This is a genomic window from Pseudonocardia sp. EV170527-09 (assembly GCF_008369905.1).
Classification (GTDB): domain Bacteria; phylum Actinomycetota; class Actinomycetes; order Mycobacteriales; family Pseudonocardiaceae; genus Pseudonocardia.
Map to the genome: position 1 here is coordinate 54,008 of NZ_VRMC01000011.1, position 11,649 is coordinate 65,656.

12 protein-coding genes are annotated in these 11,649 nt (G+C 73.5%); 5 read left to right on the forward strand and 7 right to left on the reverse strand.

Annotated features, from left to right (window positions below):
* Window positions 1-23: 23 nt before the first annotated feature.
* The 5 genes from FVA95_RS05195 to FVA95_RS05215 form a co-directional block, all read right to left on the reverse strand.
* Window positions 24-356, reverse strand: a complete 333-nt coding sequence (locus FVA95_RS05195) for a hypothetical protein (RefSeq protein WP_149663180.1) — start codon at window positions 354-356, stop codon at window positions 24-26.
* Complete coding sequence (locus FVA95_RS05200; RefSeq protein ID WP_149663181.1) at window positions 353-2,422, reverse strand: hypothetical protein; 2,070 nt, start codon at window positions 2,420-2,422, stop codon at window positions 353-355. The genes FVA95_RS05195 and FVA95_RS05200 overlap by 4 nt, the downstream gene beginning before the upstream one ends.
* Window positions 2,419-3,966 carry a lipopolysaccharide biosynthesis protein gene (locus FVA95_RS05205; protein ID WP_149663182.1) on the reverse strand — a complete coding sequence of 516 codons (1,548 nt, stop codon included), beginning with the start codon at window positions 3,964-3,966 and terminating at the stop codon, window positions 2,419-2,421. The genes FVA95_RS05200 and FVA95_RS05205 overlap by 4 nt, the downstream gene beginning before the upstream one ends.
* Window positions 3,967-3,979: 13 nt before the next feature.
* Window positions 3,980-4,357 (reverse strand): hypothetical protein, encoded by a 378-nt coding sequence (locus FVA95_RS05210; protein WP_020623972.1) that lies wholly within the window; start codon window positions 4,355-4,357, stop codon window positions 3,980-3,982.
* 99 nt (window positions 4,358-4,456) lie between these two features.
* Window positions 4,457-5,578 (reverse strand): glycosyltransferase family 2 protein, encoded by a 1,122-nt coding sequence (locus FVA95_RS05215; RefSeq protein ID WP_255474615.1) that lies wholly within the window; start codon window positions 5,576-5,578, stop codon window positions 4,457-4,459.
* 502 nt (window positions 5,579-6,080) lie between these two features.
* Between FVA95_RS05215 and FVA95_RS05220 the strand changes: the two genes are divergently transcribed.
* The 5 genes from FVA95_RS05220 (at window position 6,081) to FVA95_RS05240 (ending at window position 9,728) form a co-directional block, all read left to right on the forward strand.
* Entirely contained in the window at window positions 6,081-6,962 is an 882-nt protein-coding gene (locus tag FVA95_RS05220; RefSeq protein ID WP_161992201.1) for a glycosyltransferase, read from the forward strand.
* A 186-nt stretch (window positions 6,963-7,148) separates the two neighbouring features.
* Window positions 7,149-7,862: an energy-coupling factor ABC transporter permease gene (locus FVA95_RS05225; RefSeq protein WP_193564300.1), complete on the forward strand. Its 714-nt coding sequence runs from the start codon at window positions 7,149-7,151 to the stop codon at window positions 7,860-7,862.
* Window positions 7,859-8,209: a PDGLE domain-containing protein gene (locus FVA95_RS05230; protein WP_149663184.1), complete on the forward strand. Its 351-nt coding sequence runs from the start codon at window positions 7,859-7,861 to the stop codon at window positions 8,207-8,209. The genes FVA95_RS05225 and FVA95_RS05230 overlap by 4 nt, the downstream gene beginning before the upstream one ends.
* Window positions 8,209-8,973 (forward strand): cobalt ECF transporter T component CbiQ, encoded by a 765-nt coding sequence (cbiQ, locus tag FVA95_RS05235; protein WP_149663185.1) that lies wholly within the window; start codon window positions 8,209-8,211, stop codon window positions 8,971-8,973. The genes FVA95_RS05230 and cbiQ overlap by 1 nt, the downstream gene beginning before the upstream one ends.
* Window positions 8,970-9,728, forward strand: a complete 759-nt coding sequence (locus tag FVA95_RS05240) for an energy-coupling factor ABC transporter ATP-binding protein (RefSeq protein ID WP_149663186.1) — start codon at window positions 8,970-8,972, stop codon at window positions 9,726-9,728. The genes cbiQ and FVA95_RS05240 overlap by 4 nt, the downstream gene beginning before the upstream one ends.
* 94 nt (window positions 9,729-9,822) lie before the next feature.
* On the opposite strand, the gene FVA95_RS05245 is transcribed toward FVA95_RS05240, so the two are convergent.
* Complete coding sequence (locus FVA95_RS05245) at window positions 9,823-11,073, reverse strand: SPFH domain-containing protein (RefSeq protein ID WP_149663187.1); 1,251 nt, start codon at window positions 11,071-11,073, stop codon at window positions 9,823-9,825.
* A gap of 89 nt (window positions 11,074-11,162) precedes the next feature.
* Window positions 11,163-11,612, reverse strand: a complete 450-nt coding sequence (locus tag FVA95_RS05250) for an NfeD family protein (RefSeq protein ID WP_149663188.1) — start codon at window positions 11,610-11,612, stop codon at window positions 11,163-11,165.
* Window positions 11,613-11,649: the final 37 nt, after the last annotated feature.

An 11,649-nucleotide genomic window follows, 5' to 3' on the forward strand; every position in this document is an offset into this window, starting at 1 on the left:
GGCCCTCGTGGTTCGCGGACCGGTCAGTTGGCCGGGGCCGCGGGTGCAGCAGGTGCCGCGGGCGCCGGGGCCTGCGGCTGGATCGGCACCGCCGCATCCTGCCCGGGCACCGGCTCGGCGGGCTGGGTCACGTCGGCCTGACCGCCCGAGACGAGCTCGACCAGCTCGACACCGCCGTTGAGGGTCAGCATCACGATCAACAGCGCCACCGAGGCGACGGCGGCCGCGGTGAGTCCGCGTTGCGCGGACCCGCTGGTGACCAGCCGGCCACGGCTGGTCTCCACCACCCAGGCGCGGGCGGCGAACACCGCCAGCATCAGGCCGAAGGCGAGCCAGGTCAGGAGGAATCCGTTCACGGGTTCGGCACCTCCCCGCCGGCCGCCGGTGCCGGGCCCGTCGCCGGTGCCGGGACACCCGGCGCCGGGGGCGGGTCGTTGCGCACCAGGATCGCGTCGAAGCCGCTCTCGTAGGTCGCGCGGTACTGGCCCGACGCGATCAGCTGGTTGCGGATCTCGAGCGTCCAGCCCGGCTGGCGGTCGTTCAGGACGACGCCCTGCTTCTCGATCGCCGGGTAGAACAGGAGCGTCTGCGGCTGGACCTGGTCGATGCAGCGGAACGGGTCCGCGGCGAGGACCGCGCAGCCCTGACCGCCCGAGGCCATGTTGTTGTGCTCGCCGACGCCCTCCAGGGCGTACGGCCCGACCGTCGACAACGGCTGCACCGTCGCCCCGGGCGGCGCCTCGTCGTAGGCCTTGCGGGTCATCTGGACGTCCTCGGTGGTGACGTCGGTGTAGGCCTCGTTGCCGCCGCGGATGAAGATCAGCAGACCGAAGACCACCACCATGCCCACCGCGAGCAGCCGTTCGCGTTTGCGGTCGACCCGGGCGAAGGCCCGCAGCGCGTCGACGGCCAGGATCGACAGGATCGGCAGGCCGTAGAGCAGCACGCGCAGGAGCAGCTCGCCGCCGTAGCTCTGCACGACCGCCATGCCCATCGGGATGATCGCCAGCAGGATCGGCACGAGGTCGCGCCGGCGGCGCCAGTAGACCCACGCACCGGCGAACCCGAGGACGTAGGTCAGGCCGGTCATGACGACCCGGAGCCCCTTGCCCACCAGCTGACCCGTGTCGCCCTGGAACCGGTCGGCGACGCCGGCCTGCAGCGCACTGCCCTCGTCGCCGCTGCCGATGATCATGCTGATCTGGTTCATCCAGAAGTCGCGGGCGCCGATCAGCACGAACACCGCCACCGCGGCGATCGCGACGATCACCAGCCCGCGGCCGCGGAACCGGCCCACGATCGCCAGTACGACCAGCTGGCCGATGATGGCGAACGGGGTCAGCTGGTGGGCCGGGGCCACCGCGATCACGCACAGCGCCGCGCAGAAGTAGATCAGCAGCAGCTGCCGGGCGGGCAGCGTCGGTGTGTTCGGCGGGGTCAACGCCGACACCAGCCAGCGCCGCCACCGGGGCAGCGGTGGTGCCCCACGGTGCGCCCGTGGCCAGCCCGGCACCCCGGCGTTGTCGACACGACGGGTGGCCAGCGGGCCGAGCGCGAAGGTCAGCACCGTCAGCAGCAGCACGATCGCGGTCGCCTGCGGCGAGAAGTAGTCCTGCTCGATCCAGTTCAGGCCGATGAACAGCCAGGCAGCCACCCACGGTGCGCGGGTGCCCCCGAGCATCGAGCGGGCGAGCGCATACACACCGATCGCCCACACCGCGGTGACGGCGGGCGGGTACCAGCGCAGGACCGTGTCGAGCTGGTCGGCGCCCGCGGCGTCGCGGATCCACGCCCACTGGGCGAAGAACGCCGGCCAGAAGAACCGGGCGTCCACACCGGTGGGCGGGACGCCGTTGTTCCTCGCCACGGCATCGACGAAGCCGGAGATCAGCCAGGCGGTGGTGAACCGGGCCTGGGGCTGCACGACCGAGGGCAGTCCGGTGGAGCACAGCAGCAGCACACCCGTCGCGGCGCCCAGCATCGGGATCCGCGGCCGGCGCGACCACAGCTCGACCAGGCAGGCCCCGATCGCGAGCAGCAGGGCCACCCACGCGAACGGGCTCAGCGCCGGGGCCAGGCCCCAGCCGCCCAGGTCGGACAAGTCGGTCGTCGCCGCGGCGACGGGCAGCAGCAGCACCGCGAGCACGGCCAGGACCGGGGCGCCCCAGACCCACAGCGGGGACAGCGGCTCGGCGGTCTCCGGCGCGGGCGGCGGAGGCGGTGGCGGGCCGTCACTGGGCGGGCGCGGGACCGGGCCGCGGACGGCCATGGTCGGCGAGTCCGGACCCGGCGGCGTGACGAACTGGGTCCGCTCGCTCGCGCTCTCCTCCGCGACGCGGGTCCGCGCGACGGCGGGCTCCTCGCCGCGGTGGCCGCGGGTGGACGGGTCGGGGCCGCCCGTCCGGCGGGTCTCCGACGTCACGACTTCACCTCCGGTGTGCTCCGGCGGTTCCACGCCGGGACGAATCTGAGTGCCAGCGCGCAGAGGACCTGCGCGCCGACGTAGCCGAGGACGACCGGCAGCATGGTCATGCTGACCGACGCGGTCCCGGGCTCGGGCAGCGGGACCAGACCGGCGAAGGCCACGACCAGGCCGGTGTTGAGCAACTGGATCTTCGCGTAGCCCATGCCGTCGCCGTCGGCCTGGCGGCGGGCGAGCTCGAACACGACGATCAGCCGGAAGAACAGCCCGCCCATGAGCACGGCCAGCGCCGGGGCGCCGGGCGCGTAGCCCTCTCCGAGCAGCGACAGCACCGGGTAGCCCAGTGCCGCGCCGAGTCCGAGCGCCGGGACGAACAGCAGGAGCATCCGGCGCCGGGCGATGCGGGCGAACTCCTCGGCGCGGTGCGGCTCACGGGCGGTCTGCACGGTCAGCGAGTTGGTGAAGAACGTCGCGGCCAGGTCGATGACGGTCACCGCCTGCCAGCAGATGAAGAAGACCGCGCCGATCTCGTTGCCCATCCGGAAGTTCGCGAACAACGGGACCTGGTTGTAGAGCAGCGCGTTGCCGCACTGCGCCAGCGCGGTCGGCGCGAGGAACGCGATCATCTCCGGGCGCGACGGGAGCGTGCCCGGCCCGCCGGCGCGGGCGAAGCGCCGCACCATGAACCAGAGCAGCACGGTGCCCGCCGTGATCCACAGCACGACCGGGATCGCCCAGGACAGCACCAGTGCCTCGGACGCGAGCGTGCTGCCCAGCGCCAGCAACAGCACGATCCGGATCACGGCGAAGGTGCCGTTGCGCCACACCGCCACCCACGGCCGCCCGATGGCGACCATGACGAAGTCGTGGACGACGAACACGCACCAGCCGGCGCAGGTCAGGACCAGGACGACCAGTCCCCAGCCGAACGATCCGCCGCCGGCGGCCTCTGCGACCCGGGGCACGAGCGTGCCGTAGATCAGGCCGATCAGCCCGGACAGCGGCATGATCAGCAGCAGCGAGCCGAAGGTCAGCCGGACCGACTTGCGGCCGGCCCCGGGGAGCCAGCGCAGCAGCGCGAGCCCCAGGTTGAGCTGGGCGACGCCGCCGATCAGCTGGAAGGCCGACACGAACTCCGAGGCCCGGCCCACCTCGGACTGCGGCATGATCCGGGTCGCGATCAGCACGCCGAGCAGCCCGGCGACCGAGCCGAAGCCCGAGCACAGGGTCAGGGCGATGCCGTCACCGATGCCGCCGTTGCGGTCCGGGACCTGCTCGCCGTCGCCGCCTCCGCCGCCCGGTCCGGGTGGTGGGGTGGGCGGCGGGGTCGGCGGGTTCTCACCGGGCCCGCGCAGCCCGACCAGCGGGGGCAGGAACTCGGTGTGCTGCTCGGCGTTGCGGCGCGAGTGCGCCCGGGCGTGCGCCGTGGACAGACGCTGGGTCGGGGCTTCCGGGTCGACGCCCCTCTCGTGTGGTCCGGGGACGGGGCCGGGACCGGGCGTCCCCGCGGCGGGGCGGGGACGCGCCGGCCCGACCGGCCTCACCGGAAGGTCCCGCTCACTGGGCCACCACGGCGTGGCGCAGCAGGAACGGGACCGACAGGAGCGTGACGACGAACAGGGCGACGCTCGGGTACCAGAGCCCCAGGCTGACCATGAGCTGGCCGCCGATCAGGGTGACGGCGGTGCCGACCCCGAGGGTCAGCAGCCAGACGTGCGCGGCGGGCGCGCGGCGCAGGAATCCCGCGGCGGCCCAGCCGGGGCCGAGCAGCAGGAAGCCGATGGTGACCAGCAGCCGGAACTCCCCCAAGGCGCCCCCGGTGACCCCGGCGACGTTCAGTCCGCAGGCGACGATGCCGGCGAGGACGAGCAGGATCGCGACGTACCGCCGCGCGGTCCTCGCGCGGGTCAGCTCTGCTGCGGACTGCACGCTCACCGCGGCTCACTCCTCTTCACTGGTGGTTCTCCCGGCACGATGTCCCCCGTGGGACGGGTGCCGGTGGGGCGTGGACCGGGTCGATCCGGTCCCGGGCGTTCAGGACGCCTCTTCCCCCCATGCGTACCGCACACCGGTCCGCTCGGGGCGGGCGGACCCGTCCCGCTCGGCGCCGACGGGGCGCTGCTCGCGGGCGACCGGCGACGGGGCCGGCTGCGCCGGAGCGGGCTGGGCGGTGCCGGGCTGCGGGGCCGGTCGCGACGGCTGCTGCTGCAGGCGCTGCGGGGCCGGGGCGTCGGCGCGCGGCCGCGGAGCCGGGCGTCGCTGGTGGGCCGGCGGGACCATCCGGTCCGGCGCCGCGGGCGGCACCGATCCCGTGGGCGGGGTGGTGGGCGCCGCCGGGTGTCCGGCGGGCGGGGCGACCGCGGCGGGGCCGGGGACGGCGGGCCGGTCCTCGCGACCGGCGCGACGCCGCTCGGCGGCGAGGGTCCGCAGGACGCGGGTGCCGTCGGCGAAGGTGCGCAGGTTCGTCTCGCCGAACATCCGCTCCTTCTCCACCGAGGGGACCTCGGTGATCGTCAGACCGGCGGCGGCGACGCGGCAGTTCAGGACCGTCTCGATCTCGAAGCCGTCGCCCCAGTACATCCCGCCGTCCGGGTGCGGGGGCATGTCGACCGCGGGCAGGTCCAGCAGCGGCAGGATGTCGGCCCAGAAGGCGTTGTAGCCGTAGCAGAGGTCGCTGTAGCGGGTGCCGAACAGCGTGTTCGCGATCAGGTTCAGCCCGGCGTTGCCACCCTTGCGGAGCAGCGTGATGTCGTCGCTGCCGCCGCCCTTGGTGAAGCGGCTGCCCTTCGCGAAGTCGGCGCCGTCGACGAGCGCGGCGACGAAGCGCGGGATCTCCTGCGGGTCGGCGGAGCCGTCCGCGTCGAACATGACGATCGCGTCCCCGGTGGCCGCGGCGAACCCGCAGGCCATCGCGTTGCCCTTGCCCTTGCGGGTCTGGCGGACGATCCGGACGCCGGGCAGGACACGGCGTGCGGTCTCGACGGTGCCGTCCCGGGAGTCGCCGTCGACGACGATGACCTCGTGCACGGCGGGACGCACGGCCGCGACGGCCGGCAGCACCACCTCGAGGTTCCGTGCCTCGTTACGGGTCGGCACGATCACCGACACCCTCGGTTGGCTCGGACGACGTGGTCCGTGGTCAGGGCGCTTGTTCACCGGTCTCTCCCCCGAATCGATCGGTCCTGGCGCGCGGTTGGCGAGCAGTGCGTGTCCGGTCGTGACGACGATGCCGATCCGACCGGATCCTTTACCCCACAACGGGGGTCATCCGAGATATCTCCGGTGCCGTCGGTCGCGTTACGTGAGCCGCACCGCATCGGGTGTCGCCCGGACGGTGCAAGGCCCCCGGACTCCGTCGCCACGGCGTGGACCGACCACGCGAACACGACGACGGATACTACGGATGCGCTCCGGACCACCGCGGCGCGGGACCGCCTCGCGGGGCCCCGACCGACGAGCGGTGACCGTCGGGCGGCGAGCGGCGGGATACCCGGCCCATGATCACGGTGCGTATCCGTTCCGTCCCGATGGTCCCGTCCGGACGTCGCTCGTCCGCGCCGCCGTCCGGCACGTCGACCGGGGCGGGTAGCGTGGGTCGCCGCCTGCTCGTCCGATCCGTTCCACCCCTGCGAGGTACCCGATGAGGCCCGGCGGCTTTGTGCCCAGTGTGTCCGTCTGCATCCCGGTCCACAACGGCGAGGCCTATCTCGCCGAGACCATCCGCAGCGTGCTGGAGCAGACCTGGCAGGACTTCGAGCTCGTCGTGCTGGAGAACGGCAGCACCGACGCGAGCTGGGAGATCGCCACCTCCTTCCGCGACCCGCGGATCCGGGTCGAGCGCAACCGGCAGGTCCTGCCGCAGGGCGACAACTGGAACCGCGCCGTCGAGCTGTGTCGTGCGCCGCTGGTGAAGCTGGTGTGCGCCGACGACCTGCTGCACCCGCGCTGCCTGGAGCTGCAGGTGCCGCCGATGCGCGACGACCCCTCGCTGTCGGTGGTGGCCTCGCGCCGGCACATGATCGACGAGCAGAGCCGGGTCATCGTCCCGCGCCGCGGCCTGGGCGGCGGCCTGGTCGGGCTGCACTCGGGCAGCGAGGTCGCGCGGCGGGTCATCCGCAACGGGGCGAACCCGATCGGCGAGCCGGGCAACGTGCTGTTCCGTCACGAGCAGTTCGTCACCGCGGGCGGGTGGCGCCCGGAGCGGCGCTTCATCATGGATCTCGACCTCTGGATGCGCCTGCTCCAGTACGGCGACTTCCTCGGCGTCCCCGAGACCCTGGCCGCGTTCCGGATCTCCCGCGGCTCGGTGTCCTCGGAGTTCGAGCAGCAGATCTCCGAGGAGCAGCAGCTGCTGTTCGACGAGCTGGGCGACTCCGGGGTGTTCGACGTCCGCCCGATCGACGTGCGGATCGGCCGGCTCGCCCTGCCGCTGGGCCGTGCCCGGCGCAAGGCGCTGTTCAAGGTGTCGCGGATCGCCGCCCGCAAGGACGACAAGCTCATCGCCGAGCGCGACGAGGCCGCGGCCGCCGAGGCCCGCTGACCGCAGGCCACGACGGCGCCCGCCCGGACGGACGGCATCCCGGACTCCCCGATCGGCGGGGCCGATACCGGACATCGGGGACATGCAGTCGCCTATCTGCTGCCAGGTCTTTGCGGCAGCACTGCCGTCGCGTTGAATTCCCTCACCCGGTCCGGTGGTGGCCGGACCGAGCGGTGAGGGGGCGCGATGCAGACGCATGCGGTCGCCATGCACATGAGCGACGGGCTGGTGAACGGCCCGACGGCGCTGCTGTTCGCCGTCGTCGCGGTGATCGCGCTGACGGTCGCCGTCCTGCGCGCCCGCGCGGACCTCGACGACCGCACCGCGCCGATGGCCGGGCTGGTCACGGCCTTCGTCTTCGCCGTCCAGATGATCAACTTCCCGATCCTGCCCGGCGCGAGCGGTCACCTGCTGGGTGGGGCGCTCGTCGCGATCCTGGTGGGTCCCTGGGTGGGCATCATCGCGATCTCGATCGTGCTCGTCGTGCAGGCGCTGCTGTTCGCCGACGGCGGCATCACCGCCCTCGGGCTCAACATCACGAACATGGCCGTGATCGGGGTGGTCGTCGGCTGGCTGGTGGCGCGGTCGCTGCGCCGGTTCGCGGTGCGGTCGCGGGCCGGGCTGGTCGCCGTCGCGTTCGTCGCCGCGCTGCTGAACACGGTCGTCGCCGCGATGGGCTTCGTCCTGGAGTACGCGATCGGCGGCGCGGGCGGCGCCACCCTCGGCACCGTGTTCGCGCTGATGGGCGGGCTGCACGTGCTGATCGGCATCGGCGAGGGCGTGATCACCGCGGCCACCGTGGGGGCGGTCGCCGCCGTCCGGCCGGACCTGGTGTACCTGCTGCGCGGCACCGCGCCCCCGCTCGCCCGTCGCTCGATCTCCGAGGAGGGTGCGCGATGACGGCCACCGCCCGCCGCCGGCCGCTGCTGTTCTTCGCCGGGTTCCTGATCGTGTCCCTCGTCGTCGCCGGGCTGGTCTCCTCCCTCGCCTCGCCCGACCCCGACGGCCTCGACACCGTCGCCCGGCAGGGCTGCACCGCCGTCGCGACCCCGGACGGCGGGGAGCGGCTGGAGGGCACCTGCATCGCGACCCACGAGAGCGACCACGCCATGGCGTCGAGTCCGCTCGCCGGGTACTCGGTCGTGGGCGGCGAGGGCACCACCGGCGTCGCCGGGGTGGCCGGGGTGCTGGTGACGGTCGTCGTCGCGGGCGGGGTGTTCCTGCTGCTGCGCCGACGGGACGGCTGATGGGCGCCGGGCACTCCCACCCGCTCCACCTGCACCACCACTCCCCCGTCCACCGGCTCCCACCCGAGGTCAAGATCGTCTCGGCGCTGCTGGTCACGGTGTGCGTGGTCGCGACCCCGCGGGAGGCGTTCGCGGTGTTCGGCGGGTTCGCCGTCCTGCTCGCCGGGGTGTGGGCGCTGGCGGGCATCCGGCCGGGCTGGATCCTGCGCCGCTCGGTCATCGAGCTGCCCTTCGTGGTCCTCGCGGTGCTGCTGCCGTTCACCGGCCCGGCGCCGACGCTGGACTGGCTCGGCCTCACGCTGTCCCAGCCGGGGCTGCTCGGGGCGTGGAACATCCTGGTCAAGGGCACCCTGGGCGTGCTGACCTCGCTGACCCTCGCCGCGACGACGCCGATGCGCGACCTGCTCGTCGGCCTGCAGCGCCTCCGCGCCCCGGCGATCGTCACCACGATCGCCACCCTGATGCTGCGCTACGCCGACGTGATCGCCGGCGAGGCCCGGCGGATGCGGTTGTCCCGGATCTCCCGTGGCCACGACCCGCGGTTCCTGTGGCAGGCCGGGGCGACCGCCCGCGGGATCGGCTCGCTGTTCGTGCGGTCCTACGAGCGCGGCGAGCGGGTACACCTGGCGATGCTGTCGCGCGGCTGGAGCGGCACCATGCCGCCGTCGGGTGACGCCCCGACCACCCCGCGGCAGTGGCTGGCCGGGCTGACCGTGGCCGGGGTCGCGGTGCTGCTGGCCGGGTCCGGCTGGGTGGCCGCATGAACCCGCCGTCGCTGCGGCTGACCGACCTGGCCTTCGCCTACCCCGACGGCCACCAGGCGCTGTTCGGTGTCGACCTGACGATCGCCCCCGGCGAGCGGGTCGCGCTGCTCGGCCCGAACGGCGCCGGGAAGACCACCCTGGTGCTGCACCTCAACGGGATCCTCGGCGGCAGCGGGGACGGTCGGGTGGACCGCTCGGCGGGCTCGGTCGAGGTCGGCGGGCTCCGGGTGGAGAAGCGGAACCTGCGCGAGATCCGGCGCCGGGTCGGGATCGTCTTCCAGGACCCCGACGACCAGCTGTTCATGCCCACCGTCGCCGAGGACGTGGCGTTCGGCCCGGCGAACTTCGGGCTGCGCGGGCCCGCGCTGCGCGAGCGGGTCGACAAGGCACTGGCCGCGGTGGGGATGGCCGACGCGGGAGACCGTTCGCCGCTGCACCTGTCCGGCGGGCAGCGCCGCCGGGTGGCCCTGGCCACGGTGCTGGCGTGCGACCCGGAGATCCTGGTGCTCGACGAGCCGTCGTCGAACCTCGACCCGGTGGCCCGCCGCGAGCTGGCCGAGGTGCTGCTGGGGCTGGACCGGACCATGCTCATGGTCACCCACGACCTGCCGTACGCGCTGCAGCTGTGCCCGCGCAGCGTCGTGCTCGACGGGGGGACCGTCGTCGCCGACGGGCCGACCCGGGACCTGCTGGCCGACGCCGAGCTCCTCGCCCGGCACCGTCTGGAGCTGCCCTACGGCTTCGTCCTCGCCTAGTACGGCGACGGCGCCCGGCCCGACACGACACCGCCCCACCCGGCGAACCGGGCGGGGCGGTGTCGTGCAGTGCAGTGCGGTGCGGCGGGGTGGGTCAGCCGCGCTGCTCCTGGCCGTTCGGGTGGCCCTGCGCCCCGTCCGGCAGGCCGATGCCGGGGACCTCACGGGAGGCCTCCAGCTGGGCCGGGGACGCAGCGCCGCCGGTGCCGACCTCGGTGCCGGGGACCGGCGGGACGTCCGAGCCCACCGGCGGGACCTCCTGCTGGGCCGCCGCGGTGGCCGCCGCGACCTGCTTGGCGATCTCCGGGTCGGAGGAGGTGTCGAACCAGTCCTCGACGCCGTCGTCCTCGGCGGGCTTGGAGACGGTGCCGTCGTCGGGGCTGGGCTCGTAGCGGAAGACGCCGTCCTCACCGGGCGCACCCAGCATCCGGGTGAAGCCCTCCAGTGCCTTCCCGAAGTCGGACGGGACGACCCACAGCTTGCTGGCCTCGCCCTCGGCCATCTGCGGCAGCGTCTGCAGGTACTCGTAGGCGAGCAGCTCCGGGGTGGGCTTGCCGGCCTTGATCGCGGCGAACTTCTTCTCGATCGCCTTCGCCTCACCCTGCGCCTCGAGGTACAGGGCGGCCCGGCGGCCCTGCGCCCGCAGGATCTCCGACTGCCGCTCGGCCTCGGCGGCGAGGATGGCGGCCTGCTTGGCGCCCTCCGCGGTGAGGATCTGGGACTGCTTGTTGCCCTCGGCGCTGCGGATGGCCGACTCCCGCTGGCCCTCGGCGGTGAGGATCATCGCCCGCTTCTCGCGGTCGGCCTTCATCTGCTGTTCCATCGAGTTCTGGATCGAGGGCGGCGGGTCGATCGCCTTGATCTCGACCCGGGCGACCCGGATGCCCCAGCGCTCGGTGGCCTCGTCCAGCTCGCCGCGCAGCGCGGTGTTGATCCGGTCCCGCGAGGTCAGCGTCTGCTCCAGCGTCATGCCACCGACCACGTTGCGCAGCGTCGTGGTGGTGATCTGCTCGACACCGGCGATGTAGTTGGCGATCTCGTAGACCGCCGCCTTGGCGTCGTTGACCTTGAAGTAGACGACCGTGTCGATGTTGACGGTCAGGTTGTCCTGCGTGATGACCGGCTGCGGTGGGAACGACACGACCTGCTCACGCAGGTCGACCCGCTCGCGGGTGCGGTCGACGAACGGCACCAGGATCGCCGGGCCGCCCTCACGGATGCTGTGGTAGCGACCCAGCCGTTCGATGATGTACGCCCACTCCTGCGGGACGATCACGACCGACTTCACGACGATCGTCACGATCAGCACGAGCAGGATGATGCCGATGATGAGCTCGGCGCCCATGTGCTCTCCCCTCCCTGTGCGCCGGAGAACCGGCGCCGGTGTCGCCCCGGAGTCCCCGGGGCGTCGTGGCCGTCCTACCGCGTGGCGGCTCAGGACGGCGGTAGTTCCCCCCGACCGGTGACGAGCACCGCCGCCCCGGGCACCTGCAGGATCGTGACGGTGCTGCCGGCCTCGAGGACCTCCACCCCGTCCATCGACCGCGCCGACCACAGCTCGCGTCCGATACGGACCTGCCCCCGCTCGCCGTCGACGCGCTGCACGACCTCGGCGGCGGCGTCGACGAACCGGTCCTGGTGGCGTTCGAGGGTGCCCAGGTGCGCGTCCAGCCGGCGTTTCGCCGCCGGCCGCACGGCCAGCAGCAGCAGGACCGCCACGGCGCCACCCAGCCCCGCGGCCGGGAGGAGCGTCAGCCCGAGGGCGGCCCCGGCCGCCGCGGCGAGTGCCCCACCGCCGAGCATGACGAGGAACAGCTCCCCGGACACGAGCTCGCTGCCGATCAGTACGAGACCGACGAGCAGCCAGATCAGTGCCGGTTCCATGGCTCCCAGCGTGCCAGAATGTCCGATTCTCCGTCGG